The following is a 26,561-nucleotide window of genomic DNA, read 5'->3' as shown; positions in this document are numbered from 1 at the left end:
TGGAATACTGGGTGTGATCCTTCGCAGCTCTGTGCTGCGGCCCTGAACCCCTACGGAAACGGCAGCCAGCCCATGGCCTCGGTCAATTCCCTCGCTTCCACGCTCCAGCAGCAGCTGACGGACGCCCTGACGGCAGCTCTGCCGGAGGCCGGCGCCGCGGACCCGCTGCTGCGACGAAGCGACCGGGCCGACTTCCAGGCCAACGGCATCCTGGCCCTGGCCAAGAAGCTCAAGGGAAACCCGCGCGAGCTGGCGTCCCAGGTCACGGCCGCGATCCCGGCGGGTGGCCTGATCAAGGAGATCGAGGTCTCCGGCCCCGGCTTCCTGAACGTCACGCTCAGCGACCGGGCGATCATCGAGACCCTCGCCGCGCGTGACGCGGACGACGAGGGCCGGCTAGGTGTGCCGTACAACAGTGCCGCGGGTACGACGGTCATCGACTACGCGCAGCCGAACGTGGCCAAGGAGATGCACGTCGGCCACCTCCGTTCCGCGGTGATCGGTGACGCGATGGCGCAGATCCTGGAGTTCACCGGCGAGACCGTGGTCCGGCGCCACCACATCGGCGACTGGGGCACCCAGTTCGGCATGCTCATCCAGTACCTGATCGAGCACCCGGGCGAGCTGAACCACAAGGGCGACGGCGGCGCGGCGGACGGCGAAGCCGCCATGTCCTCCCTGAACCGGCTCTACAAGGCCTCGCGGGTGCTCTTCGACTCCGACGAGGAATTCAAGGCCCGCTCCCGGGACCGGGTCGTGGCGCTCCAGGCCGGTGACGAGGAGACGCTGGCCATGTGGCAGCGCTTCGTCGACGAGTCGAAGATCTACTTCTACTCGGTCTTCAACAAGCTCGACATGGAGATCCGCGACCTCGACATCGTCGGCGAGTCCGGCTACAACGACATGCTGGAGGAGACCTGCCGCATCCTGGAGGAGTCGGGCGTCGCCGTCCGCTCCGAGGGTGCGCTCTGCGTGTTCTTCGACGATGTGAAGGGCCCGGACGGCAACCCGGTGCCGCTGATCGTCAAGAAGTCCAACGGCGGTTACGGCTACGCGGCGACGGACCTCTCCGCGATCCGCGACCGGGTGCACAACCTCAAGGCGAACACCCTGGTGTACGTGGTGGACGCGCGGCAGGCCCTGCACTTCAAGATGGTCTTCGAGACGGCCCGCCGGGCCGGCTGGCTGAACGAGGACGTGAAGGCCGTGCATCTCGCCTTCGGCACGGTGCTGGGCAAGGACGGCAAGCCGTTCAAGACCCGTGAGGGCGAGACGGTCCGGCTGGCGGACCTGCTGGACGAGGCGATCGACCGGGCGTCCACGGTCGTTCGCGAGAAGGCGCAGGACCTCACCGACGAGGAGATCGCCGAGCGCGCCACGCAGGTCGGCATCGGCGCGGTGAAGTACGCGGACCTGTCGACGTCGGCCGCCCGCGACTACAAGTTCGACCTGGACCAGATGGTGTCGCTGACCGGCGACACGAGCGTGTACATCCAGTACGCGCACGCCCGGTCCCGCTCCATCAAGCGCAAGGCGGGCGAGCTGAAGTCCCAGCCGCACCCGGAGCTGGAGCTGGCCCCGGCCGAGCGCGCGCTGGGCCTGCACCTGGACCAGTTCGCCGAGGTCGTGGCCGAGGTCGCCGCCGCGTACGAGCCGCACAAGCTGGCCTCGTACCTCTACCAGCTGTCGTCGCTCTTCACGACGTTCTACGACCAGTGCCCGGTGCTGAAGCCCGAGGTGCCGGGCAATGTGGCCGAGAACCGCCTCTTCCTCTCGGACCTCACCGCCCACACCCTGCACCGGGGCATGGAGCTGCTCGGCATCAGGACCCCCGAGCGCCTCTGAGCCCCGGCCGCACCCCTACGCATCCGGCCCGGTGGGTGACCGTTGCTCGGTCACCCACCGGGCCGTGTCGTGCTGGTAGGTGTACTGCGGCCGTGCCGTGATGCTGCTCGTACGGAACGGCTTCCCGCCGTCGTCGATGCGCAGCGTCCCTGCACGGCCACTGCTGCTGAAGTGGCTTCAGAAACCGGAGCAGGAGCAGGAGCTGGAGCAGGCACGGCAGACGCAGAAGCGGACTCGGGAACGGAAGCAGGACGCCGTCTCGCCGCATCGGCCACGATCCACCGCCGGTGCAACTCCACCAGTTCGTCCGGACTCGCCGCGCACAGCCGCCCCAGCCGCTCCACCGGCGCGTACTCGTTGGGCACGGCGTCACCGTTGCAGTACCGGTGGAGCGTCGACGCACGCGTACGCGTTCCGGCGTCCCCGATGGCCCGATCGGCGTTGCGGACGGAGCACCACCATGCGCAGCGACCGCATCCGCACCACCGCCCTCGCCGCGACCGCTCTCCTGGCCGCCAACTCACCGTCCCCCACAGGCAGTAGACCGTAGAATTCGGAGATCGGGACCTGAGGGGGACGGCGTGCGGACGACGAGTGGTGACAGGCCGGCGGCATCGGGCATGCGGGCCGCGGCGGCGGCCACCGCGGCTGTCGCCGCAGCGGTGTCGCTGGTGCTGGTCACCGGGTGCGGCAAGGTGGCGGATCGCCACGCGTCGGACACCGGATCCAGCAGCCCGTCCGCCTCCCCGACCCCGAGCGTGAACCCGTCCTACGGCACGGAGTACCTCGCCGAGAACGAGTGCGCGGCCCCCGTGTCCGGCAAGCGGGGGGCCTACCGTGAGGTTCCCTGCAAGGATCCCGAGGCCGTCGCCAAGGTCACCGACCGGGCGGACATCGGCTTCTCCGAGCCCTTTTCGGCCACCGCGTGTGCGGAGCACACCGACTTCGCGATCAATGTGCCGATCAGTCTCGCCCTTCTGGAGGACACGCCGGTGACGGGTGAGGGCTACGCCTGCATGCGCAACCTGAAGCCTCCGCACCCCGGCGACCCCGGAGGGGGCGGCGGCCCCAGGGTCGAGATCGGCGACTGCGTGCGCGGTGGATCGAAGACCGGCGACGCGGTCGAGGAGGTCGCCTGCCGGACCAAGGGCAAGAAGGGCGGTGCGACCTACAGGATCACGAAGATCCTTGAGGACATCCCCCTGGGCGGCTTCAGCGATCCGTGCGACTACAAGGCCGATGCCGTCTTCACCGAGAATCCGCTCTTCGACTCGAACAAGGTCAGGAACGACCGCGTCCTCTGCGCCAAGAAGCTCTGACCCGGCCCCGCTGCCCGAAGAGCCTCGAAGACCTCGAAGACCCGTTCCCTGAAGATCCTCGAAGGTCCTCCGCTCAGTCCCGGTAGTCCGGAGCCACCCGGTCCAGCAGCCGCAGCATGGCCGCCCACGCCAACTCGTAGGCGACATCGTCCTGAAGGTCCGTGTCCGCGTCCGCGTCGCCCGCGAGCTGTCGGGCGGTGTATTCGCAGGTCTCGGCCGAGGGAAGGATCAGCGGTCCGCCGCCCGCCTGGGCGGTGACCTGGATCTCGCAGGCCTTCTCCAGGTAGTACATGCGCAGGAAGGCCTGGGCCGCGCTCTCGCCCACCGTGAGCAGACCGTGGTTGCGCAGGATCAGCGCCGGGTGGTTGCCGATGTCGTCGACCAGGCGCTTCTGCTCGTCGAGGTTGAGGGCCACGCCCTCGTAGTCGTGGTAGCCGACGCGGTTGTAGAACTCCATCGACATCTGGTTCAGCGGCAGCAGCCCGTCGCGCTGAGCGGCGACCGCGCAGCCGGCCTTGGTGTGGGTGTGCAGGACGCAGTGCGCGTCCTCGCGCGCGGCGTGGATCGCGCTGTGGATGACGAAGCCCGCGGGGTTGACGGGGTGGGGCGTGGGCTCGACCGGCCGGCCCGACAGGTCGATCTTGACCAGGTTGGAGGCGGTGATCTCCTCGAAGAGGAGGCCGTAGGGGTTGATCAGGAAGTGGTGCTCGGGCCCCGGCAGCCGGAGCGAGATGTGGGTGAAGATCAGGTCGGTCATCCGGAAGTGCGCCACGAGCCGGTAGACGGCGGCGAGTTCGCGACGCAGCCGGGTCTCCTCGACGAGGCCCGGGTCGGGGTTCGAGTCGAGGCCCGAGTCGGTCTCGCAGGCGAGGTCCGGGGCGAGGTCGGCGGGCGGTGCGGTCATGAGGCGGCTCCTTCGAGCGTCGGGTCGACCACGGGGGTCAGCGGGCGCCCGGTGCGGTGCCAGGCGATGACGTTCTCGGCGGGCGCGCACACGTACGCCCGCTGCGAGGTGTCGGACAGGTAGGCGCTGTGCGGGGAGAGCTGGATGCGCGGGTGGGTGCGCAGCGGGTCGTCCGGCGCCGGAGGCTCGACCGGGAACACGTCCAGGGCCGCGGCACGGAGCCGTCCGCCGTCCAGCGCGGCCAACAACGCGGCGGTGTCGACGAGTTCACCGCGGGCGACGTTCACCAGGTAGCCGCCGGGCCGCATCCGGGCGAGCAGTTCCGCGTCGACCATGCCACGGGTCTGCTCGGTCAGCGGGGTGTGCAGCGAGAGCACGTCGCAGGCGGCGATCAGTTCGTCCCGGCCGAGCCGCTCGACGCCGGGCGGCCACCCGGCCGCGTCGGCGTGCGGGTCGTACGCGGCGACGCGCCCGAAGACCGGGCCCGCGATCCCGGCCAGCACTCGGGCGATGCGCCCGAACCCCAGGAGGCCGAGCGTCAGCTCACCGGCCCGGCGCGGCAGTTCGGCGAACTCGGTGTTCCAGCCCCCGCCGCGCACAGTGGCGTCGGCCTGGGGCAGCGCGCGTACGAGGGAGAGCGCGGAGGCGAGCGCGTGAACGGCGACGTCCTCGGTGGCGGCGTGCGGAAGGTTGCTCACCCACACGCCGCGGCGGCGTGCCTCCGCCGTGTCGATCATGTCGTACCCGGCGGACATGGTGGCCAGCATCCGTACCCCGGGGAGGCGGTCGAGCAGCGCGGCGTCCACCGGCGCGTAGCCGACGATCAACGCGACGGCGTCGCGCGCCGCCGCAGCGATCGCGTCCGGCTCGCGACTGCCCACGACCCGGGTGTCGAATCCCGCCTCGGCCAGCAGCCGCACCCCCGGACCGACGTCGAGTTCCTCGGGGTCCGTGAACACCACCAGGGGCCGGCTCATCCCATCCTCCTCAAGCTTCACAAGCTCTTCTGAACCTTCAGCGACAATGAAATGCCGATTCGTTTGCCGTGGTCGCGCCGAACCTACGTTTCATCCGGCAGAATTGTCCAGGGGTGGCGATGCGTACGTCAGTGACGCGCGTCACTCGGCCCGCACCTCGAAGCCCCGGAGCCCCGGTGGTCAAGAATGGGCCCCGCCCCGGGTGCGCCCGCCCCGGACAATCGAGCCGAGGGGAAGCTCCCAGGTGGATCTGGACCGGACCGATCTGGCCGTCGTCCGCGAACTGCAGACGGACGGCCGCCTGACGTACGAGACGCTGGCGCAGCGCGTCGGACTCTCCCGCCCCGCCACCCGCGCCCGCGTGCAGCGGCTGCTCGCGGGTGGCGGTGTGCGCGTGGTGGCCGTCGTCCACCCCGCCGTACGCGACCTGACCGCCTCGGCCCATCTGTCGATCGGCGTGAGCGGAGCGGCCGAGCCGGTGGCCCGCGCCATCGCCGCCATGCCGCAGGCGCCGTTCGTCACCCTCACCGCGGGCAGCCGCGCGATCATGGCGGAGCTGCGCACCGAAGGGCTGGCGGAGCTGGACCGGGCCATCGAGTCGATCCGCTCGCTGAACGGCGTCGACCACATAGACCCGCTGATCTCCCTCCAGCACCTCAAGGACCCGTACCTGCTGGCGGGCCGGCCCGCCATACCGGAGCTGGACGCGACGGACCGGCTGATCCTGGACGAGCTGGAGTGCGACGGGCGGCTGCCCTTCGCCGAACTCGCCGAACGCGTCGGACTCTCGCCCGGCGCCGCCCGCGCCCGCACCCTGCGTCTTCTCGACGGCGGTGTCGCGAAGGTGCTCGCACTGGTCCGCCCGGAGCTGCTGGGGCTCGGCTTCCTGTGCGGGTTCGCCGTACGCCTGGACGGCGAGCGGGACGCCGTCGCCCAGCACATCGGCGGATGGGACCGGGTCTCGTTCCTGTCCGCCTGCATGGGACGCGCGGAACTCGTCGGAACGATCAGCGCGGAGTCGCTCGCGGCGGTGCGGGACACGCTGGAGAACATGCGGGCGTGTGAAGGCGTGCGCGCCGTGGAGAGCTGGGTGCACCTGGAGCTGGTCAAGGAGCGGTACGACCTCACCGCCCCCACCCCCTGAGCACCACAGGGCGGCCGCATCGAACGATACGTAAGTGAAAGCCGACGTAATATTCCGAAAAATTTGTGAGCAAAGGGTCTAGGCAAGACATCGTCTGCTGCATATCGTCCATGCGAACGAATCAGCCGTCACGGACTCTCCGTGTACACAGGCTCCCGTCCGCGCGGACCGTACCTACGGCCTCCGTGTGGACGGGCTCCCGTACCTACGGCCTCCGTGTGTACGGGCTCCCGTGCGTACGGCCTCCCCCATGGACGTCCCAGGTCGAAAGCAGGCCCCACTCATGCACCACCCCCTCGACGACGCCGACCGCACGCTCCTGGTGACCGGCGCGGCCGTCGCCGCCCCCGGCACCGCCGAACGCGCCGAGGCACTGGCCGTCCGCGGCGGCCGGGTCGTCCACGTCGGCACCGCCGACGACGCCCGCGCCGCACTCGGCGGCCGGGCCGACGACGTCCTCGAACTCGACGGCGGACTCGTCCACCCCGGCTTCGTCGACGCCCACTGCCACCCCGTGATGTACGGACAGGCCCTGGCCTGGGTGGACTGCCGCCCCGAACGCGTACCGGACATCGAGACGCTCGTCGCCGTCCTGACCGAAGCGGCCCGCGAACTGCCCGCCGGGGTCCCGGTACGCGGTTTCGGCTACGAGCACCGCCGCCTCGCCGAACGCCGCCACCCCACCTGCCACGACCTCGACCGCGTCGCCACCGACCGCGAGGTCTACGTGATGAACGCCTCCGGCCACGGCGGTGTCGTCAACTCCCACACCCTGCGCAGCTGCGGAGTCACCGCGGGCACCCCCGACCCCGAGGGCGGCAGCATCGGCCGGTCCGCCTCCGGCGAGCCCGACGGCCAGCTCTGGGACGCCGCCTGCGACCTCCTCACCGGCCCCGGCGGCGTGAAGATCGGCAACCACGGCCCGAACTTCCACCTCTCCGAGCCCGACGCCATCATGGCCGACCACCTCCAGCGCGCCCAGGAGGTCTTCCTCGCCGCCGGAGTCACCACCGTCGGCGACGCCCAGGCGTCCCGCCGCGAGATGGAGACGTATCTGCGCGCCCGCGCCGACGGCTCACTGCGCCTGCGCGTATCCGCCTACCTGACCTCCGCGCTCCTGGACACCGCGCTCGAACTGGGCATGGTGAACGGCTTCGGCGACGACCTCTTCCGCGTCCAGGGCGTCAAGTTCTACGCCGACGGCACCCTCGGCGGCTGGACCGCGTACTTCCCCGAGGGCTACGCCGCCGACTGCTGCCACCACGGCCAGCTCTACCACTCCGCCGAGGAGTACGCCGAGCTCGTCGGCCGCGCCCACCGCGCCGGTCTCCAGACCGCGACCCACGCCCAGTCCCCGTACGCCATCGGCATGGTCCTCGACGCCGTCGAGAAGGCGCAGGCCGACCGGGAGCGCCCCGGCATCCGCCACCGCATCGAGCACTCCGGCCTGCCGACCGACGAGCAGATCGCCCGCATGGGCCGGTTGGGCGTCGTCCCGGTCATGCAGCCCCAGCACCACCTGCGCACCGGCGACGGCACGCTGACCGCCGTCGGCGACCTCGGCCACCGCTACAACCCGGCAGGCACCTGCCTGGCCGCGGGCGTCCCCGTCGTCTTCAGCTCGGACGCGCCCGTCGCCCCGCCCGCCCCGCTGGAGGCCGTCTCCGCCGCCGCGACCCGGCGCACCGTACTCGGCACCGTCCTCGGCGACGCCTCGCTGCGGATGCCCGTCGCGGACGGGCTGCACGCGCACACCGCCTCGGCCGCCCGCGCCCTGCACCGCGAACACGCCGTCGGCGCCCTGGCCCCCGGCATGCTCGCCGACTTCGTGGTCCTGGCCGGCGACCCGCTCACCACCGACCCGGCCGAACTCGCCTCCATCGGCGTACGCGAGACCTGGATCGGCGGCACCCGCGCCTGGGCAGCCCCCGGCCGCTGACCACCCACCCTTCCGCGTCCCTTCCGCGTCCCTTCCGCGTCCCTTCCGCGTCCCTTCCGCGTCTCTTCCGCTTCTTCCCCTCCCCTTCCGCTGCCCCTCCCGCCCCCGGAGGCACCGTGTCCCCGTCCCCGTCCCCATCCCCGCAGTCCACCACCGGACAGAGCCCGTACAGAGCCGCCGTCGCGGCGCTGGCAGGCACTTCCATCGAGTGGTACGACTTCTACGCGTTCGCCACCGCCGCGGCGATCGTCTTCAACGACGTGTTCTTCCCGCCGGACATGTCGCCGTACCTCCGCACCCTGTCCGCCTTCGCCACGTTCGCCGTGGGCTTTCTGCTGCGGCCCCTCGGCGGCATCGTCTTCGGACACATCGGTGACCGCGTCGGACGCAAGAAGACCCTGGTCATCACGTTGGTGATGATGGGCGTCGCGTCCTTCGCCATCGGTCTGCTGCCCACGTACGCCCAGGTCGGCGCACTCGCCCCGATCCTGCTGATCCTGCTGCGACTGGTCCAGGGCATCGCGATCGGCGGGGAGTGGGGCGGCGCGGTGCTGATCGCCGTGGAGAACGCCCCGCGCGGCAAGGCCGCGTTCTTCGGCTCGTTCGCCCAACTCGGCTCATCGGTCGGCGCGTTGCTGTCGACCGGCGCCTTCAGCCTGATGAACCTCTTCGGGCACGACGCGTTCATGAACTGGGGCTGGCGCGTGCCGTTCCTGGCCTCCTCCGTGTTGGTGATCGTGGGCCTGGTCGTCCGGGTCAAGCTGGAGGAGTCCCCGGTCATGGAGGAGGTGCGCAGGGAACAGCAGGCGAAGCAGGCCGAGGGCGGGGCGGAAGAGGCCAAGCTGCCCGTGGTGGAGGTCTTCCAGAAGGCCTGGCGGACGGTTCTCATCGGCGTCTTCGCCCTGGCCACCGCGACCGGCGGCTACTACGTGGTGACCAGCTTCCTGCTCTCGTACGGCACCGGCGACGACCTCCATCTGTCGGAGTCGATGCTGCTCAACGGCCTCACCCTGGCGGCCTTCCTGGAACTCCTCGTCACCCCGTGGCTGTCGTGGCTCGCCGACCGGGTGGGCCCGCACAAGGTCGTCATCGCCGGCCTCGTCGGCGTCATCGTCCTGTCCCTGCCCCAGTTCATGGTGCTGGGCACCGGCAGCGTCTTCCTCATCTGGCTGATGATGCTGGCCATGCGTCTGGTGATGTCCGCGCTGTACGGGCCGATCGCGTCGATCCTCGTCGAGGGCTTCGCGCCGCACGTCCGCTACACCGGCATCTCCCTCTCCTACCAGATCTGCAACATGATCTTCGGCGGCCTCGCGCCCCTCGCCGCGGTCTCCCTCGCGGCGGCGGCGGGCGGTCACTACTGGCCTCCGGCCGTCATGCTGATGGCCATCTCGGCGATCGGCATCGTGTGCACGGCCCGCCTCCACCGGCTGGGCAAGGCGCAGGCACAGGCGTCCGACGGACCGACCAAGCCCCCGATGACGCACAAGCCGGTGCCCACCGCTCTGTGACATCCGCGGACACGGCCCGCCGGTGCGTGTACCCCCTCCCGTCAAGGACCACGGGTGGGGGTACACGCATGCGCGGAGCCTGAAGCGCCGATCCCGACCGGCGCTTCGGGCTCCATCGCGTCCGCACTCCCGACGCCGCCACCGCGTCCAGGACGTCCCCGCCCCGTCGCCGAGGAGATGGACCGGCGCGTCCTCAAGCACATCGGGCTGCGCCACACCTACTTGCTGCCGCCGTGGCCCCAGTAGACGCCGCCGCACGACAGCGGCATGCTCACGAGCCCCAGTCCGCAGCGGGCGCCGGAGCCGAAGTATTCGGCGGGGACGGTGGTACGCATCTGGGCGAGCTGGGGCGCCGGGAGGCGGCCGGCCAGGAGCGCGGTGAAGAACCGGTAGAGGTCCGCTCGCGGCTTCGGCTTCGGCTTCGGCTTCGGCTTCGGCTTCGGCTTCGGCTTCGGCCGGATGAGCCGGGACTCAGCCTGGTTCGCCTTCGGACGTCGCGACGTGCTGGAGTGTGGCCGCGAGTTCGGTGAGGTCCTGACCACGGAAGTGGTCGATGAGATGTCGTCGCACGCTGACCAGAAATGCCGGCCAGGCCTGTTCGAGCCGGGCGAGCCCGGCGTCGGTCAGGACCGCGTTCCAGCCGCGCCCGTCCTGGGCGCATTTGGCGCGCTCGACCCAGCCCTGCTTCTCCAGCCGGATGACGACACGGGTCATCCCGCTGAGGGAGAGGTTGCAGGCGGCGGCGAGCTCGCTCATCCGCATCGCCCTTTCCGGCACCTCGGACAGGTGCATCAGGGGCGTGTACTCGGAGAGCGGCAACCCCGCTTCGCGCACGATGTCGGCGTCGACCGCACGTGGCAGCGCCAGCATGACTCGGCTCAGCTCCCGTACGAACGCCTCCTCGCTCGGATCGAGGGGCTGTGATGACTGCTGGTCGGAGGGCATTCCCCCACTGTAGTTCCTTGACGGAGCAAGGAACTACACCCGCGAGTCCACCTCGCCCCCCACGCCCCCTCACCCACCAGTCCTTGACACGTCAAGCAATCCTGCTGTGTACTTGCTCCGTCAAGCAGTTGCTTGACGGAGCAAGCACTTGTCGCGCTGTTCAGGAAGACGCCCTGTTCAGGAAGAACAGAGAGGACCGCTATGACCAAGATCGGCATCATCCTCGGAAGCACCCGCCCGGGACGCAACGGTGCGGCCGTCGCCCGCTGGGTGCACGAGAACGCCGCCCAGCGCACCGACGCCGAGTTCGAACTCGTCGACCTGGTGGACTTCAAGCTCCCGCTGCTCGACGAGGCGTACCCGCCGTCGATGGGCCAGTACGCCCAGCCGCACACCCAGGCCTGGGCGGAGAAGATCGCCTCTTTCGACGGCTTCGTGATCGTCACCCCCGAGTACAACCGCTCGGTGCCCGGAGCGCTGAAGAACGCCATCGACTTCCTCTACGCGGAATGGACCAATAAGGCGGTCGGCTTCGTCAGCTACGGCGCGACCGGCGGCACCCGCGCCGTGGAGCACCTGCGCCTCATCGCCGGCGAGCTCCAGATGGCCGACGTGCGCTCCCAGGTGGCCCTCTCGCTCTTCAACGACTTCGAGAACTTCAGCGCCTTCAAGCCCATCGACGCGCAGAGCGACGCCCTCACCACCACCCTCGACCAGGTCATCGCCTGGACCAACGCCCTCGCCCCGCTGCGCACCAACTGACCGCGCGCCCTCGCGACTCATCCACCAGGAGTTCCGCATGACCTCCAAAAAACCTCCCGAGGCCGTATCGGCCCCCGCGCCCAGCCGGCGCAGGGCGATCGGCACCATCACCGGCCTCGGCACCGCCGCGGCCCTCGTCACCGTCGCCACCCCGGCCGAGGCGCAGAGCCAGGGATCACATGGCGCCTCGTCCGGATCCCACCTCTCGCCGAGGAAGGTCGCCGCGGCGTTCTACGCCGCCTACAACGGGGACCTGGCCGCCGGTTTCGAGCGGTACATCTCGAAGGACCTGGTGCTCCACGGGTTCGACGGCCCCAACGAGCGCTCGGCCTGGGTCGCGGGCGACCTCGAACTGAAGGCATCACTCACCGGCTACCGGCTGGACGTGCTCGACCAGATCGCGGAGGGCACCAAGGTCGTCACCCGCTGGAGCCTCGGCGGCGTCCACACGGGGACGATCCTCGGAATCCCCCCGTCCGGCCGCGAGGTCCACCTCAGCGGCATCTCCATCGACCGCGTGGTGGACGGCCAGTCCGTCGAGCACTGGTCGGAAGGGAACTTCGGCAGGTTCCTCCAGATACTTCGCGGCGAAACTCCCTGACGCATCGCCATCCACCAAGTCCTGTGCGGGGAAAGCGCAGGACGTCCTTGAAGAACCGACCGGGAGGCAGCACATGACGGAGTCCATCAGCCGACGCGGGCTGGTCGGCGGCGCTCTCGCCGGGGGCGCCCTGGCGCTCGCGTCCGGCAGCCCGTCCTTCGCCGAGAACGGCAGACCGACGAAGGGCATAGTGAAGGCGTTCTACGAAAGCTACGGCCGGCGGGACCTGCCGACGTCCTGGGACCTCTACATCCACCCGGACGCCGTGATGCACGTCCCCGGGTTCGACCGGCAGTCCTGGCTGGAGTTCGACAGCAAGCTGGTCGCGGCGTTCGACGACCTCACCATCACGGTGTTCGACCAGGTCGCCGAGGGCGACAAGGTGGCGACCCGCTGGCTCCTGGGCGGACACCACACCGGGCAGTTCCTCGACATCCCCCCGTCCGGACGCTACGCGTCCTTCACCGCGACCACGGTCGACCGGGTCGAGCAGCAGAAGATCATCGAGCACTGGTCCGACGCCGACTTCACGGCCTTCCTCCAGAAGCTGGCCGCATAGCGCCACAGCGCGATCACCGGTGGGCACCGTCCGGCGCCGTCCAGGATGGATGGCGCCCACCAGGCAACCGTCCGGGCAACCAGCCGGGCAGGATCCGAACGACAGGCCCCGGATCAGCCGCTCGGCTGCGTTCCCCCGGGCAAGGTGTGCCGGGCCGAAGGCTCCGTCCACGGACGGAGCTTCTCCGGGTTGCGGACCGCCCAGATGCGAGTGATGCGGCCGCCGGTGAGGCTGAACGCCGCCACGGTCAGGGTGACGCCGGCGTGCTGGGCGACCAGGCCGGGCCGGCCGTTGACCGTCCGCTCCAGGAGCGTCAGCCCAGGGGCTTTGCCGGCGATGTGGATCAGGTACTGGGCGATGCGCTCGCTGCCCTCGACCGGACGGAGGACGGCACCGGCCAGTCCGCCACCGTCGGCGATCATCGTGGCGTCGGGGTCGAGCAGACCGACGAGGCCCTTGATGTCCCTGGCCTCCCACGCCTCTTTGAAATGCCGCACCAGACCGGCCTGCCCGGCCGTCGGAACCGCCGGAGTCTGCGCGGCGCGGATACGTCGACGGGCCGAGGACGCCAGCTGCCGGCAGGCCGCCGGCGTCCGGCCGACGATCTCGGCGACCTCGGCGAAGGGGTACCGGAAGACGTCGTGCAGGATGAACGCCACACGTTCGGCCGGCGTCATCGACTCCAGTACGACGAGGAAGGCCATGTTCACCGACTCGTCCAGGGTGACCCAGTCGGCGGGGTCGGCCGGCTCGGCCCTGCCGCCGCCCGCCGACCCGCTGATCCACTCCGTGCGGTCGGGCAGCGGCCCGGGTATCCATGCGCCGACGTAGCGCTCGCGCCGCACCCGCGCCGAGCCGAGCAGGTCCAGGCAGATGCGGGTGGCCACCGTCGTCAGCCAGGCGCCGGGCGACTCGATGGCCTCCTGCCGCTGCCGCGACATCGCGTACCAGCGGGCGTAGGTCTCCTGCACGGCGTCCTCGGCCTCGGCCAGCGAACCGAGCAGCCGATAGGCGAGATTGATCAGCTGGCGCCGCTCGCCGACGACCGCGCTCAGGTCCGGCTCGGACCGGTCGTGCGCCGGCTCGGATGGGGTGCTCATGGTCGAGACCGCTCCCTCGTCGTCTTCGTCCGCTGCCGCTCTCGCCACTTCGACGAAACACCGCGCCGGACTGTGAGGTCGGCCGTTGGCCTCACATTTCTCGGGCCCATGTCGTCGGACTGGCGAGACATTACCGATCCACCGCCGCGAGGCAGAAGAGGGGACCGCGCCATGGCCGCACAGACGACGGCGGAACAACGCAGCTTCACGTTCGTGCACGTTGCGATCGCCCTGCAGACCTTGGCCATCTTCTTCCAGGCGGTCACCGCCGGACTGTTGCTGTCCTCGTCCCAGGGCGAAATACTGCACGGCGTCGGAGCGCGCGTGATGTACGGCGCATCGATGCTGTACGTGATCGCCGCGATCCTGGCATGGCGGCCGGGCGGCGGAGCGCCCCGCCCCATCCTGTACGCGTCCGGTTTCCTCGTACTCGCCTCGGTGCAGGTGGTGCTGGGTATCGCGCACATACCGTCGCTCCATGTCCCCCTGGGCGTCCTGATGTTCGGCCTGAGCGTGCTGGCGCTGGGCCAGGTGCTCTCCGTCCGCTTGTCGAAGCGCCCCGGCAGTCGTTCGTGACCGCCACGCGGACCACGGTCGCCGACTCCACGAACCGCCGCCGCTCGACGAGTTGCGCGGCCGGATGGCACAAGGGTCGGCTGGACAGACCGGTCGAGGAAGGGTAGGCAGGCACGCGACGCTCCTGGGAGGCGTGGTGACCTCGGTCGAGAACCCGCCCACCGGGAACCTCGCCACTTCGTACCGCCGCCGCCGGCAACGCCCCTCCGCCGTCGGCTTGGAAAGGGATCAGCAATCGACATGCCTCAGTCACAGACCCGGACCCTCAGCAAGAAAAATGGACGCTGGATACCGTACGTCGTATTCGGAGTGACCCTTGCATGGGTCGGTGGGGTCATGTTCGAGATTTCCCGTGAAGCGCCTTCCGGGGCGCCTTCACAGAGCGATCTCAAAACTCGGGCATGGGAATACATAAACGAGGGAAACTCAGACGCCCTGAATGATCTGTTCACCGAGAGCAGCGTCGGCGACTCCTACACGAAAGACTATTTGGCATACCTTCAGGACGCTAAGCCGAATCGACTGGAAGTGTCCATCGGCGACCACCAGGGAGTTCATGTACTGACCCTTTCAGGAGCAACGAAAGAGGGAGGAAAGGTCTGCACTTCGTGGCGGGTAAAACAGAAGGGTGGCCGATGGTTTTTGGACTCGGCGCCCCTCGTCCGACCCAACCCATGCGACGCCACACCCTGACCACGCCCCTTCTCCGGCCTAGGGCCTCTCGCTTGGATCAGGCGAAAGACCTAGTGCTGTGGCCGGAAAGGTTCACCGGCTCGCGAACCTTTCCGGCCACAGCACTAGCCGCACACCCGGTCGACAACGCGTCCACCGAACCTCGCTGTCGCACCAGCCAGAAACCGGCCAAATTCGGATGGCCAGAAAGTAACTGTCAAGAGTGGATCTTCCATGGTTTTGTTTCGTGAGCCTATTTGCGAAAACATGGAGGATCGCTCAATGAAGAAGACTCTTTCCCTCGTGGCGGCAATCGGTATGAGCACCATCGCTTTCACCGGTAGCGCGCACGCCGTCGACGTCAAGCCGCTCACGGCCACCGGCTGCACCGGAAATGCCGGATCCACCGACGGCTCCGGATCTGTATGCATAACCGTCACCGGGACGGGCCTGAAGGTCGACAGCGTATCGCTGAGCAAGAAGTCGAATAACCGGGCCTGGACGGATTATGCGCGGGTTGATTTCACCGACGGTTCCGGCGGATACATGGGCGCGACGGTGAGCGCCGCACGGGTCGAGACCAAGACCATCAGCTTCAAGTGGGGCCTCAACGCCGCGAACAACAGCAAGGTCTGCGGGTACTGGAACAACTACCCCGGCACCAAGGCCTGCGTGACGATCCACAGCTGACGGACCCGACGGGGGGCCGTACCGCACCCCGCGCACGCGCGGGGCGGCCCCTCTCCTCACCCCTCACCCAGCCGGGACCGACCAGCCACGGAGTCCCCTCCGAAGGCGGTGGGCCGGCCGAACGCGCACCACACGATCTCGCCGGGACTCCGCTCCCCCGCCCCCACCGGTCGGTGGCTCTGTTCACTTCGAGCGACAGCGTTTGTCGGCCCGTTCGAGCAGCAGGCGAGCCCTGGCGCGCGGGCGAATGTTCAAGAGATTTGACGGCACGGTGCCCATGTCGTTGGCCGGATGTCGTGATCGCTCAGCGGCCTCGCGCCCCGGCGCACCATCCGGCGACCACTGGCCGCACCGCGACCGCGTGACCAACTGAAGGGACCCGGCATGCGCAGACTCGTCCACTACATCGCCACCACTCTCGATGGCTTCATCGCGGGCCCGGACGGCGCGGACCCCACCGGTCCGAACGGCTTCTGGCCCATACCGGCGGACTACATCCAGCATCTCGTGGCCGAGTATCCGGAGACGCTGCCCGTCCAGGCTCGGCAGGCACTGTCCGTCACTGCGGGGGGCACGCACTTCGACACGGTGCTTGAGGGGCGGCGCAGCTACGAGATCGGCCTTGCGGCCGGAATCACCGATGCCTACCCCCACCTGCGTCACCTGGTATTTTCCCGGACCCTGACCGTGAGCCCGGATCCGGCCGTCGAACTGGTCGCCGACGACCCCGTGGCGACCGTGCGCGAGCTCAAGCAGCAGGACGGCAAAGACATCTGGCTACTCGGTGGCGCCGAGCTGGCGGGCTCCCTGTACACCGAGATCGACACGCTGATCCTCAAGATCGGCCCGCTGACCATCGGCGACGGAATCCCGCTGTTCTCCCGCAAGGCCACCTTCGACCCGCACACCTGGACACTCACCGACCACACCGTCCTCAAGAGCGGCGCGGTGTTCCTCACCTACACGCGCATCAGCAGCTGAGCGCTCCGGGCGGGCGGCGCCGGCGAGGCCGGGCGCGGGCGCGCTCAGAGCGTCACGCAAGCGCCGCCGTGGCCGCAAGCCATGGCCTTGGGGCTGCAAGTGAGTACATCGGGGGCGACCCGGGCCGGCCGCGTGCGGTTCTACCTTCGTCATCTGCGGCACGACCAGGCCCTCTCACCGGGAACACCGCGATGTCGTCCTGGCAAGCACCCCACCGCTGTCAAAGCACACGACTCGTGAACAAAGCCACTCCATTGATCTGCGCGCTTCCGTGCGGCCTCCAGGAGCAGGGACTGTCAGCAGTCGTAGCGATACGTCCATGGAGTGCCGGGACAGGCAGGGCAAATGAAGAAGTACATGCCACCGAGGTCGCCCATGTCCATCCCGTGCCCGATGGCGTCCTCAACGGCCGGGTCGGCCACGACCCGCCACAAAGGCACCTGAAAACCGCCTTGTTGCTCGTCCTCGGGAAGCCACCGCCCGCCTCCCGGCTCCGTGGCAGTGATGCTGAGCAGGTGCTCCATGCGCCGTCCGCAGTCACAGTCAGGCCAGTCGGACGGCTGGGTCCAGCCAGGGTAGCCCCCGACCTTGCTCTGGATGGTGGTGGCCATGTCGTAGTAGGAGCAGCCGAATTCCGCCTCGATCTCGTCAAACCGGTCCCCCAGAGTCTGGGCAAGACCTTCGGGCATGTCCCAGTTCGGGTACTCCTTGACCAGGGTCGGCGAGACCGTACAGGAGCGGGGGACGAAGTCCCCGTCGTACGCGTACGGCACCGGGGGTTCCAGCAGGACGCCGATGGCGATGACCTCGGCCTCCGTACGCCAGTAGAGGTGGGGAAGCGCGGTCCACTGATCCCGGTCTTCGTGGATCAGTGGGCACCATACGATCTGAAGGACGTCACGCCCCCTGGGGAAGGGGAGCTCGGGGACGTCCCTGGCGTAGAGCTGGACAACGGGCACCATCGCCACCGGCTCGGGGCCGGCCACTGCGGTGGGCTGGCGCAAGGGTTTGTAGTGCTCCGGGTCCGTGCACTGCGGCCAGGGCTCGTCGACCGGCCAGGACAACGGCCCACCGATGGAGCTCTCGTGGACGTGCGGCGCCCCGCGACGCGGGTACAGCAGCGTGGTCTCCCGGACCAGACCGGCCAGCTCAGGTATCAGATCCGCAATCTTGAACGGTGACGACGGGACGTTGCGGGCCACGGTGCACTCCTCATCAGGAGCAGCTGCGCCACCTGCGGGCGTGTGCTGCACTCCCTGGGATCTTCCTCCAGGTCCTGCCGCTGAACAGCCGGACCCACGCCGGAGTCGACGGCTCTTTCATCCTGCTGGAAACACCGGACTGCCAGCACGTCGCGTACTCCGAAACACAACGCGGCAGCCTGCTCGTCTCGGACCCCGACGAGGTCAGCATCCTCGCCCGGAAATATGCGATGCTGCGAGCTCAGGCCCTCAGCCCCGAAGACACCGTGGGCCTGTTGGACCGTCTGCTGGGAGAGCGATGAGCACTGCACGTGAGTGGTTCAAGTCCAGCTACAGCGGCAGCGAAGGCGGGCAGTGCGTCGAGATCGCCGCCCACCCCGCCGCCGTCCACGTCCGCGACTCCAAGAACCCCGACGGCCCCACGCTCACCGTCGCGCCCACCACCTGGACGGCCTTCGCCGGCTTCGCCGCCGACCGGCTCCTCGGCTGAGCCCACACCTACGGGAGGAACACCACCGCCATGGCTGTCATCCACAAGACCACGCTGACGCCCACCAAGCTGGAGCTCCTCGCCACCTGGCTGCCCGCACAGCCCTGGTACCGCGGCACGTCGGGACAGCAGCCGGAGCTGGCCAGGACCGGCGGGTTCCGGCTGGACGACCCGAAGGGCGAGGTGGGGATCGAGTTCATGGCGGTCACCGACTCCTCGGGGGACCAGCCGGTCGTGTACTTCGTGCCGTTCAGCTACCGCGGCGCACCGATCGCCGGCGCCGACGAAGCGCTCATCGGCACGACGGAACACGGGGTGCTGGGGCAGCGGTGGGTGTACGACGGGACGCGTGACCCGGTGCTCGTCGCCCAGCTGTTCGCGCTGATCGTCGGCGAGGCCGAGCCGCAGATGCAGAGCGTGAGCAACACCCCCGATCCGTCCGTGACCGGTTGGTTCGCGGAGACCGGCACTCAGGCCGCGCTCTCCTCCACCACCGTGGCCGACGACCCGAGCGGTACGGACATCCTGGTGGAGACCGCAGCCGACGGACGCCGGCTGACGATCCACATCAACCGCGTTCTCCAGCCCGGCCGGCCCGCCGAGGGGCAGGCACTCGGTCACGTCACCGCGGACGCGCCGCTGACCGACGGCACCACGGCACGCACCGCGTTCGTCGTCGTCCACCCCGCACGTCCGTAGCCCGAACCGTCCTGCCGCCAGGTGCCCGCGCCGACGGGCCCGCTCCAACGAGCAGTCCCCGAGGGCCCGTTCCGAAGGGCCCGTTCCGACAGGCCCGCTCGGAGCGCGCTGCGGGCCACCGGAACCCGCCCGCAGCCCGGCCGCTGTCAGTGGCCGCGTCTAGAGTCGCGGTCATGGCGACGCTTCCGAACCCGCTTCCTTCACTGACCACCTCCGGGCTCCAACTGCCGCCCGGCACACTGGTCGACGCGACGATCGACGGGCCGTGGCACGAGCCGCTGCTCTGGTACGCCGACGAGCCCGCGTCCCCCGGGACATGGAACCGGCTGCGTGCGGCGGGGCGGACGGTCGGGCTGCTTCCCGTACTGATCGACGGCGGGAGACGCGACCAGTGGCCCGAGACCTGGGATCTCATGCCGGACAGCGCGTCGTACCCCGGTGATCACGACGCCGAGGAGGTCCTCGGGGAGTACTGGGAGGACTGCGCGCCCGACGAACTCGACGCCGCCGACGGCCAATGGCCGGGCCTGGCGCCCGTTCCCGCCGCCTCGGGTCAGAGCTCCCCCGACGACCTGGTGGCCGAGATCGCGGACGAGTGCGCCGGCCCGGACGGCTGGTTCCCCGGTACGCGTGCGGCGCTCGTCCCGGCCCGGCGCAGTGCGGACATCCCGGCGGCGATCGGCTGGTCGGGCCCGGTCAACTACGAGGAGGACGTGGCCCGGCTCTGCGCGGTCCTCCGCTCCTGGGAGGACCGCTTCGGCATACGGGTCGTGGTGATCGGCTTCGACACCCTGACCGTCTCGGTCGGACGGCCGCCCACCACCCTGGCGGAGGCACGGGCGCTCGCCGCCGAGCACTTCGCGTTCTGCCCGGACAACATCAACCAGAACCCGCCGTACGACCTGGACGTCTACGCCGAGAAGATGGTGCTGAACCAGGAGACCTGGTCGTTCTGGTGGGATTAGTGCTGTGACCGGGCAGTCCGGCAGATCGTGAAGCTCGCCCGGCCCGACGCAGTCCGGGCGAGCGGTGAGCAGCGAGCGGTGAGCGGCATGCGACTCGGCTCACCGGCGACCGTGCGCCGAGTCACGTTCACCGGCGAGCCGGATCGGGTCTCATATATTCGTTTTGTGATCACACGCACTGACCGGCCCGACTCCGCTTTCAACGACATCCCGGGCATCCGGAACTTCCGCGACGCGGGTGGTGTCGGGTCCCTCCGCCGCGGGGTCCTCTACCGTTCCGGTGCCCTGGACGCCATGCCACCGCAAGGCGCGCAGCACCTGAAGAAACTCGGGCTGCGCAGCGTGATCGACCTGCGCAGTACGCCGGAGGTGGCGGCCGGGCCCGACCTGCGACACGACCTCGGGTACGAGCACAGCCATTTTCCCGTCTTCGCCGAGCAGAGTTGGCCCGAGAATCAACGAGAGCTCTATCCCTCCATGGCCGAGCACGCCGGTCGTTCGACAGTGGCGACCATCCGCCGGCTCATCGTTCCCGGAGCCTTGCCCGCGCTGGTCCACTGCGCCTCCGGCAAAGACCGCACCGGTGTGACCGTCGCCATCCTTCAGACTCTGCTGAACGCCTCCGAAGCGGAGATCACGGAGGACTTCCTCCGCTCGAACACGTCCCTGGGGCTCACCAAGGCTTCAGCCGCGGCACCGACCGGTCACGGCACCCGTCCCGTCACCGCGACTCACCTGCTCCACGCCATGATCTGGATCCGCAGCCACTACGGGTCTGTACCCGGCTATCTCCTGGCGCACGGCGCCAAGGAGGCCGAGTTGCAGGCGTTGCGCATCGCCTTGACCTGACGCGGTCCAACGAGGCAGCCGTTGGTCGGGGGACTCACCGGCCCCGCCGGGCAGCCGGTGCGGGCGCTGTGGCCGCCGCCGACGTGATGCGTGCCGTCTCGCGGGGACACGCGCGTGCGGCAGATCGCCGTACGATGCGTCACGCTCCCGCACCCGGCAGATGAGTACCTCGACTCATGTGCCGTATCCAGCCGCCGGGTTGAATCGCACGCATGCCCGACAACGTCATGGACAGCGGCCCCCGGCACACCTGGGTCGCCTCGCTGATCTCCACGATCGTGACGCTTCCGCTCGCGTTCTTCGCCCTGGTCTTCGGCGGGCTCTCGCCGATGGCCTGCGACTCCTGCTCGGAGGCCGATTCCGATCGGTTCAGCAGGAGCTTCGACCCCGCATGGACGGTGTTCCGCTGCGGTCTGGTCCTGGCCCTGATCGCGCTGGTCGCGAGTTGGGTGCTCAACCGGCGCAGACCACCGGCCGGTGTCGCGCTCGCCGTGCTCGCCCCCGGGACGGTGGTTCTCGCGTGGGTGGTGTTCATGTCCCTGGTCGACTGGCCCTGAGCCTGCCAGGGGCTCCAGGGCCCGTCGTGCTCACGCTGTGAGGATGCTGATGCCGTCCCCGAGCAGCTTCAGTCCGAGGACGAAGAAGAGGACGGCCAACACCGCGACGTTGTGCATTGCGGCCCAGTTCCGCCAGGTGCTGAGCACGCCTTTTGCCCTCTCCCCCATGAACAGATAGACAGCCAGGGGTGCCAGCACCCCGAGGGACGCGATGATCACGAAGACTGCGAGCACTCCGATCTGCTGCGGTACGGGAATCCCTGCCGAGCTGATCGAGGCGCCTGCGGCGATCGTCAAGGGCGCGTTCTTGAGGTTGGCCGCCGACAGCAGGAGCCCGAGACCGAAGATCTTGGCGGGTGTGAAGCGGTCGATCGCAGCCATCCACTTCGGCAACTGCGCCTCGGAGGGATCCGCCGGCCGCCGCCGCCACTGACGGGCGCCGAACAGTGCCAGCAGTACGCCCAGCGCGAGCTTCAGGGCCCCCACCCAGGTGGCCGGTTCCTTGTGCGTGGAGGAGGCGCCTCCCGTGCCACCGATCACCAGCATGATCGCGCCCAGCAGGGCAAGACCCACGATCCAGGCGAGTGCGAACAGCGATCCGTTCAGCCGTCCGCGCGGGGTGGCCAGGGCGAGGATGATGGCGACGATGGGGAGGGGACTGACCGCTACACCGGCCGCCAGGCCCAGCACATCACCGATTGCTTTGCCCATGGGCCACCTCCTCAGGCGCTCAGGATGATCAGGACGTTCCGGCCCCATCTTCGGTCCGGGGTCCATCCGGCCGCGCGGCAGAAGCGGTGAACGGGTGGCGGTGAACGGGCGCTGGCGGCGAGCGGGTGGCGGCGGACGGCTCGCACCACGTGCGGCATTCAGCCCTTCGATGCGACCAACGGCGGCACGCAGCCCGACCGGGCCTGAGAAGTCGGGTGTCAGGGAACCTTGAGCAGGTCGCGGAGTCCGGCGACATGGGTGCGGATGTCGCGTTCGACGGTCGGCTCAGGTGCCGTCGGGGATTCCGGGGCGACGGAGCGGCGGCAGAGTCGGCAGACGCCGTCCGGAAGTGCTTCGGGGCGGCCTGGGGTGCCGCAGCCGGTGCATTCCATCATCACGCGACGCGAGGGAGCACCGGCCGCAGGCGGCACCGGGCTGACGGGCAGGGCCGGCGGGATCTTGTCAGTGAGCCGACGCCGGACGAAACCGACGGGCGAGCCGACCTGGGCAGGCAGCCCGGCGGTGAGGGCATGGGTGAGGTAGGCGGCGTCCACACCGCGTGCGAACCACTGGGCGGCCAGCGCCTCAAGCGCTGTGCAGTCGGCGGCGGAGAGGGCGAGCCGGGGATCTGTGCGTCCGAGCCCTGCCAGGGCGAGATACGCGGGCGAGGGGGTGTCCCCGTCCGAGGCCCGCTGCTGCGGCACGAGAGGGGCGGCGGGCACGACGGGCGCGGGCACGGATACGGGGAAGGGCGCGGGCACGGATACGGGGAAGGGCGCGGGCACGGACGTACGGCCTGCGTTCTCGGGATTCCCCGCATCCCCCACGTCCCCCGCGTTCTCCACGGTCTCGGCGTCCCCCACGCTCTCCGCGTTCTCGACGCGCTCCGCGTTCTCGACGGCGAGGTAGGCGCCCCACCACTCGTTGTCCCGTGCCGTGCGCGACCAGAAGGTTCGGAACACCCAGCGGACCTGGCCGCCCTCGCCGACCAGACACCGCACGCGACGCAGATGCCCGGCCACCGACAGCGCGGTCAGGGCCGAACCGACGGCCTGCTGGCCGTAGAGGGGCAGTTGCTTGGAGAGGCACTTGACGTTCATCGCCGCACCGTCGGGGAGGTGGTCGATGAATCCGGCGACATACCGTTCGCGCGCCGGGAGGAGGGCGAAGTCAGCGGCACTACGGGGACGTTGGTCCGGCGCCGATCGCTTGCCGTAGCCGGGACTGGCCATCGGGTACGCGGGCGAGGATGCGGGCGTGCGCAGGGCAGGGCTAAAGTTCTGGGTAGCCACGAGATCGCTCTTTTCGATCTTGGGGTGAGACCCCGGCCCGGTGCGACAACACCGCGTCGGGGTCGTTTCGTTGTGCGCACCGTAAGCAGCCAGGACGCCACGCCGCAAGCTGTCACGATTAGTCATACTTGCTGGCCGTGACGGGTCGGGGAGGCCAGGGAGGTTGCCCCAACCACCCTTCCCCACCTACCGGTTGAAGAAGGCGCTCGGACCCCGGGGTTCGAATCCCGGGGCCCGGATCCCGACGCCCGGGTCTCGGAGCTCAACGCCCAGCCGCTGCCCCGACTCGTCCCCCGCACGAGTGAATCGACAGGCCCGAAGCTCGACCCCCGAGCCGCAAGCCCCGAGCCCCGAGCCCCGAGGATCTCCGCTACTGGATCCTGAAACTGTCGACGATCATGTAGTCGCCCGTCTTCATCACGCCCTTGAGGGTGTGCGCACCGGGAGCAAGTCCGGCCGCGCTGAAGACGGTCTTCTGGTGCACGCGCGTGGCGTTGTGGTTGTCGATCGTGCCCACGGACCGGCCGTCGATGAAGAGCTCGACCTCGCCCTCGTCGGTGTTGACCTGGGTGAGGAGATCGATCGCGGTCCCGTTGAAGGCGAGCTCGAAGGAGTCCCCCTTGTTCTGGGTGGCGTGCACGTCGTCGGCCCAGCCGCCCGCACCGCCCCGGTACCTGTTCTTCCAGTCCCAGCCGGTGCCGGTGTAGACGACGCCGGAGGTGTTGTTGATCTGCTGAACTCCGGTGGGCTTGCGCAGGGGCACCTCGACGGACGCCTGGTTGCGCCAGACCTTCAGCGTGACATCGGCTCCGGGAGCGACCTGGTTGTACGCGAGCCAGAAGCTGTCGCGGTCGGTCACCGGCCGGCCGTCGATCTCCCGGATGACGTCATTGGCGCGCAGGCCCTGCCGGTACGCCTCCGAGGTGCTCGGCACGGAAGCGAGGTGGAGGCCGTTGGTGTCGGTCAGTCCTGTGGCGGACTTGATCGCGTCGGAGTAGATGCGGGTGACCGGCACTCCCAGCAGCGGTTCGGGAAGGGCGTCGAGGGTGTCGGTGTCAGGAGTCTGTGTGGGCCAGGTGAGCGGCGGCGGGGTGGGGGATCCGGCCTTGCCGAAGCCGCCCATCGCGATGTTGTGGAAGCCGAGGGCCAGGGCGGGCGAGTCGGGCTGGACGGTGTAGTCGAGCTTGACCGGGTCGGCGAACGGGGAAGCGCCCGTGAACTTCGGGTCGGCGATCACCGAGCGGGTGTCCAGCCCGTTCGCCCGCCAGGCGTCGTTGAGGCCCTGGACGGCTTTGCCGTTGTTCCAGAACAGGTTGTCGTTGATGACGGGCCTGCTCCTGGCCATGTCGACCTGGATCAGGCTGTAGGGGGTGTCGGTGACGAAGACGTTCTTCTCGACGGTGTCGCCGCTGTCCGCGAACCAGACGTGGAAGTGCGCGCCGCCGTTGACGAAGACGTTGTTGCGTACGGTCCGGTGGAAGCCTTCGCGAAGCTTGACCCCGCCGTTGAGCAGCAGGTTGTCCTCGATGAGGTAGTTCGAACTGCCGTCGTCGAGGTCGATGTCCCAGTGCGAGGAGTGCCGGATCCGGTTGTGGCGGATGACGGTGGTCTCCATCGCGTCCAGCTTCGCGTACGACTTCTTCGTGGCGTCGTCGGCGGACAGCGGCCAGAAGCGGTCCCGGCCCCAGGAGTTGAAGGGGCCGTGGTCGGACGTCTCCTTGACGCAGTTGAAGATGTCGTTGTTCTCGATGAGGTGTCCTCCCCAGGTGCCGTCGTTGATGTCGACGCAGGCGCGGGGACCGTCGTGGAGGGTGTTGCCGTCGACGGTGACGCGGCGGCTCATCGATATCTGCACACCGGAGGTCTGCTTCTCGAACTGCCCGTTGTCGTGCAGGTGGTTGTCGCGGATGGTGATGTCGCGAGGGTAGTTCTCGCTCTTCGGTCCGGGCCGGGTGTCGCTGATGGTCCTGCGCATGCTGTCCCAGGTGGACGGCTCGCGGACGGCGTCCGGGTTGCCGATGACCGCGATGTCCGAGGCCCCCGAGTGGCTGAACTCGCTGCCCGAGACGACGTCGTGGCTGTTGTACCCGTCGATCAGGAGGGCGTTGCCGCCGAGCTGGTCGAAGCGTGAGTCGTGTACGGAGACGTTCTCGGTGTTCTTCAGATGGACGGCGGCCACCCTCGCCAGGGCCCAGTCGCCGAGCTGGAGCTTCTCGTACGGCTGGTTGAACAGGGTGCGGTGGGTCCGGGTGAAGGTGAAGCCGGAGAAGGTCAGGTGGCGGACGGCGTCGCCCGGCCCGTTGCCCTCCACCCGGATCAGCTCGTTCTGCTCGGCCGTCTCGACATGGGCCCGTGCGGGGTCGACACCCGCCGGGGGATAGAAGTACAGCTTCCCGGCAGGCTTGTCATAGAACCACTCGCCGGGCGCGTCGAGCTCCTCGAAGACGTTCTCGACCATGCGGTACGTGGCGTGCAGCCCGCTGCCCCGGTTGTTGTCACCGACCCAGGCCAGCTCGGGCGTGCCGTCCGCCTTCACACCGGTGACCTTGAAGGAGTTCCCGCCCCACATCCCGTCGTGCAGACCGCGCACGAGCGCCGTCGTCGGGTTCTTCCAACGGGCCACGCGCTCGGGGGAGATGGCGTCCGGCGCGTACCCGCCGAGGATCGGCGTGTCCGGGTCGTAGTCGGGGTAGCGGGCGAGCGTCTGCCGCTGCCCGTCGACGAAGAGCCCGTCGAAGTCGAGGCCGGCCCCGATGTCCGCGACCTTGATCGAGCCGGAGAAGGACCGCCAGCGGGGCGCGAGCGAACGGCCGCCACTGATGACGACGCGCTCACCGGGCGCCGCGAGGTAGCGGACCGGAGCCTCGGCCGTACCGGAGTCGGCCGTGGTGAACTTCAGGGCGGACCGCAGCCGGTAGGTACCACCGTGCACCACGACGTCGACCGGCCTTCGCTGCGCGACCCCCTTGCGCATCGACGTACGAACAGCCTTCTGGGCCCGCTCCAGCGTCCGGAACGGCCTCGCGGCCGATCCCTCGGCCCGGTCGTTGCCGGTGGCCGACACATGGAAGACGACGGGCTTCGCGCCCTTGCCGTGGGCGGAGGTCGAGGCGGAGGCAGGGACGACGGGCAGGAGCGCCAGCCCGACCCCCGTGGCGGCTGCCACGAGCGCGGTCAGCACCGGGGGCGGAGCCGGGCGGCTGGAACACAAACCTGGGACGGTGCGCACGGGCACTCCTCATCGACGGTCACGTCGTGTCGGCTTCCATGA

General features: G+C 69.4%; 24 protein-coding genes and 3 pseudogenes. 17 read left to right on the top strand and 10 right to left on the bottom strand.

Annotated elements, in window-relative coordinates; genetic code table 11:
* Positions 1-72: 72 nt before the first annotated feature.
* Positions 73-1,845 carry an arginine--tRNA ligase gene (gene argS / locus ACZ68L_RS01935; protein ID WP_469573395.1) on the top strand — a complete coding sequence of 591 codons (1,773 nt, stop codon included), beginning with the start codon at positions 73-75 and terminating at the stop codon, positions 1,843-1,845.
* 176 nt (positions 1,846-2,021) lie between these two features.
* Here the strand turns inward: argS and ACZ68L_RS01930 are convergent.
* Positions 2,022-2,273 (bottom strand): annotated as a pseudogene (locus ACZ68L_RS01930) (transcriptional regulator); the annotation flags it as partial.
* Between the two features lie 153 nt (positions 2,274-2,426).
* Between ACZ68L_RS01930 and ACZ68L_RS01925 the strand changes: the two are divergent.
* Positions 2,427-3,164 carry a hypothetical protein gene (locus ACZ68L_RS01925; protein WP_469573393.1) on the top strand — a complete coding sequence of 246 codons (738 nt, stop codon included), beginning with the start codon at positions 2,427-2,429 and terminating at the stop codon, positions 3,162-3,164.
* 73 nt (positions 3,165-3,237) lie between these two features.
* Here the strand turns inward: ACZ68L_RS01925 and ACZ68L_RS01920 are convergent, their stop codons facing one another.
* Positions 3,238-4,068: a class II aldolase/adducin family protein gene (locus tag ACZ68L_RS01920; RefSeq protein WP_469573391.1), complete on the bottom strand. Its 831-nt coding sequence runs from the start codon at positions 4,066-4,068 to the stop codon at positions 3,238-3,240.
* Positions 4,065-5,045, bottom strand: a complete 981-nt coding sequence (locus ACZ68L_RS01915) for a C-terminal binding protein (RefSeq protein ID WP_469573390.1) — start codon at positions 5,043-5,045, stop codon at positions 4,065-4,067. The genes ACZ68L_RS01920 and ACZ68L_RS01915 overlap by 4 nt, the downstream gene beginning before the upstream one ends.
* A 244-nt stretch (positions 5,046-5,289) precedes the next feature.
* Here ACZ68L_RS01915 and ACZ68L_RS01910 point away from each other — a divergent pair, with 244 nt between their 5' ends.
* The 3 genes from ACZ68L_RS01910 to ACZ68L_RS01900 all read left to right on the top strand — a co-directional run bounded on the left by ACZ68L_RS01910 (position 5,290) and on the right by ACZ68L_RS01900 (position 9,639).
* Positions 5,290-6,189 carry an Lrp/AsnC family transcriptional regulator gene (locus ACZ68L_RS01910; protein ID WP_469573388.1) on the top strand — a complete coding sequence of 300 codons (900 nt, stop codon included), beginning with the start codon at positions 5,290-5,292 and terminating at the stop codon, positions 6,187-6,189.
* Between the two features lie 283 nt (positions 6,190-6,472).
* Positions 6,473-8,128, top strand: a complete 1,656-nt coding sequence (locus tag ACZ68L_RS01905) for an amidohydrolase (protein WP_469573386.1) — start codon at positions 6,473-6,475, stop codon at positions 8,126-8,128.
* Positions 8,129-8,244: 116 nt separating this feature from the next.
* Complete coding sequence (locus tag ACZ68L_RS01900; protein ID WP_469573384.1) at positions 8,245-9,639, top strand: MFS transporter; 1,395 nt, start codon at positions 8,245-8,247, stop codon at positions 9,637-9,639.
* Positions 9,640-9,863: 224 nt separating this feature from the next.
* Here ACZ68L_RS01900 and ACZ68L_RS01895 read toward each other — a convergent pair.
* Both ACZ68L_RS01895 and ACZ68L_RS01890 read right to left on the bottom strand, forming a co-directional pair.
* Positions 9,864-10,040, bottom strand: a pseudogene (locus ACZ68L_RS01895) (serine hydrolase); the annotation flags it as partial.
* A 70-nt stretch (positions 10,041-10,110) separates the two neighbouring features.
* The gene (locus ACZ68L_RS01890) at positions 10,111-10,584 is read right to left on the bottom strand and encodes a MarR family winged helix-turn-helix transcriptional regulator (protein ID WP_469573383.1); all 474 of its coding nucleotides are present in this window, start codon (positions 10,582-10,584) and stop codon (positions 10,111-10,113) included.
* Positions 10,585-10,785: 201 nt separating this feature from the next.
* On the opposite strand from ACZ68L_RS01890, the gene ACZ68L_RS01885 reads away from it, so the two are divergent.
* The 3 genes from ACZ68L_RS01885 to ACZ68L_RS01875 all read left to right on the top strand — a co-directional run bounded on the left by ACZ68L_RS01885 (position 10,786) and on the right by ACZ68L_RS01875 (position 12,506).
* Complete coding sequence (locus tag ACZ68L_RS01885) at positions 10,786-11,346, top strand: NADPH-dependent FMN reductase (RefSeq protein ID WP_469573381.1); 561 nt, start codon at positions 10,786-10,788, stop codon at positions 11,344-11,346.
* Positions 11,347-11,383: 37 nt separating this feature from the next.
* Complete coding sequence (locus tag ACZ68L_RS01880; RefSeq protein WP_469573379.1) at positions 11,384-11,947, top strand: ester cyclase; 564 nt, start codon at positions 11,384-11,386, stop codon at positions 11,945-11,947.
* A 73-nt stretch (positions 11,948-12,020) separates the two neighbouring features.
* Entirely contained in the window at positions 12,021-12,506 is a 486-nt protein-coding gene (locus tag ACZ68L_RS01875; protein WP_469573377.1) for an ester cyclase, read from the top strand.
* Positions 12,507-12,619: 113 nt separating this feature from the next.
* On the opposite strand, the gene sigJ is transcribed toward ACZ68L_RS01875, so the two are convergent.
* Complete coding sequence (gene sigJ / locus ACZ68L_RS01870; RefSeq protein ID WP_469573375.1) at positions 12,620-13,606, bottom strand: RNA polymerase sigma factor SigJ; 987 nt, start codon at positions 13,604-13,606, stop codon at positions 12,620-12,622.
* Between the two features lie 171 nt (positions 13,607-13,777).
* Between sigJ and ACZ68L_RS01865 the strand changes: the two genes are divergently transcribed.
* The 3 genes from ACZ68L_RS01865 to ACZ68L_RS01855 all read left to right on the top strand — a co-directional run bounded on the left by ACZ68L_RS01865 (position 13,778) and on the right by ACZ68L_RS01855 (position 16,525).
* Positions 13,778-14,182: a hypothetical protein gene (locus ACZ68L_RS01865; RefSeq protein WP_469573374.1), complete on the top strand. Its 405-nt coding sequence runs from the start codon at positions 13,778-13,780 to the stop codon at positions 14,180-14,182.
* 954 nt (positions 14,183-15,136) lie between these two features.
* A complete protein-coding gene (locus tag ACZ68L_RS01860; RefSeq protein ID WP_469573373.1) occupies positions 15,137-15,544 on the top strand; it encodes a hypothetical protein in 408 nt (135 codons plus the stop codon).
* A 384-nt stretch (positions 15,545-15,928) separates the two neighbouring features.
* Positions 15,929-16,525, top strand: a complete 597-nt coding sequence (locus tag ACZ68L_RS01855) for a dihydrofolate reductase family protein (RefSeq protein ID WP_469573372.1) — start codon at positions 15,929-15,931, stop codon at positions 16,523-16,525.
* 296 nt (positions 16,526-16,821) lie between these two features.
* Here the strand turns inward: ACZ68L_RS01855 and ACZ68L_RS01850 are convergent, their stop codons facing one another.
* Positions 16,822-17,727, bottom strand: a complete 906-nt coding sequence (locus ACZ68L_RS01850; protein ID WP_469573370.1) for a hypothetical protein — start codon at positions 17,725-17,727, stop codon at positions 16,822-16,824.
* 11 nt (positions 17,728-17,738) lie between these two features.
* Between ACZ68L_RS01850 and ACZ68L_RS01845 the strand changes: the two are divergent.
* The 6 genes and pseudogenes from ACZ68L_RS01845 to ACZ68L_RS01820 all read left to right on the top strand — a co-directional run.
* Positions 17,739-18,029 (top strand): annotated as a pseudogene (locus ACZ68L_RS01845) (Scr1 family TA system antitoxin-like transcriptional regulator); the annotation flags it as partial.
* On the top strand, positions 18,026-18,217 hold the full coding sequence (locus ACZ68L_RS01840) for a DUF397 domain-containing protein (protein ID WP_469573368.1): 192 nt from the start codon (positions 18,026-18,028) through the stop codon (positions 18,215-18,217). The pseudogene ACZ68L_RS01845 and the gene ACZ68L_RS01840, both read left to right, overlap by 4 nt.
* A 30-nt stretch (positions 18,218-18,247) precedes the next feature.
* A complete protein-coding gene (locus tag ACZ68L_RS01835; protein ID WP_469573366.1) occupies positions 18,248-18,916 on the top strand; it encodes a maltokinase N-terminal cap-like domain-containing protein in 669 nt (222 codons plus the stop codon).
* Between the two features lie 173 nt (positions 18,917-19,089).
* Positions 19,090-19,881, top strand: coding sequence for a DUF4253 domain-containing protein (locus ACZ68L_RS01830; protein ID WP_469573364.1), 792 nt, complete (start codon positions 19,090-19,092; stop codon positions 19,879-19,881).
* Between the two features lie 165 nt (positions 19,882-20,046).
* Complete coding sequence (locus ACZ68L_RS01825; RefSeq protein ID WP_469573363.1) at positions 20,047-20,730, top strand: tyrosine-protein phosphatase; 684 nt, start codon at positions 20,047-20,049, stop codon at positions 20,728-20,730.
* A 212-nt stretch (positions 20,731-20,942) separates the two neighbouring features.
* Entirely contained in the window at positions 20,943-21,287 is a 345-nt protein-coding gene (locus tag ACZ68L_RS01820) for a hypothetical protein (RefSeq protein ID WP_469573361.1), read from the top strand.
* Positions 21,288-21,317: 30 nt separating this feature from the next.
* On the opposite strand, the gene ACZ68L_RS01815 is transcribed toward ACZ68L_RS01820, so the two are convergent.
* The 3 genes from ACZ68L_RS01815 to ACZ68L_RS01805 all read right to left on the bottom strand — a co-directional run bounded on the left by ACZ68L_RS01815 (position 21,318) and on the right by ACZ68L_RS01805 (position 26,519).
* Positions 21,318-21,998, bottom strand: coding sequence for a GAP family protein (locus tag ACZ68L_RS01815; RefSeq protein ID WP_469573360.1), 681 nt, complete (start codon positions 21,996-21,998; stop codon positions 21,318-21,320).
* Between the two features lie 218 nt (positions 21,999-22,216).
* On the bottom strand, positions 22,217-23,290 hold the full coding sequence (locus tag ACZ68L_RS01810) for a MarR family transcriptional regulator (RefSeq protein WP_469573358.1): 1,074 nt from the start codon (positions 23,288-23,290) through the stop codon (positions 22,217-22,219).
* Positions 23,291-23,660: 370 nt separating this feature from the next.
* Positions 23,661-26,519, bottom strand: a complete 2,859-nt coding sequence (locus ACZ68L_RS01805; protein WP_469573357.1) for a right-handed parallel beta-helix repeat-containing protein — start codon at positions 26,517-26,519, stop codon at positions 23,661-23,663.
* Positions 26,520-26,561: the final 42 nt, after the last annotated feature.

Source organism: Streptomyces sp. NPDC104309 (genome assembly GCF_055584025.1).
This window is presented reverse-complemented; position numbering and strand designations above follow the sequence as displayed.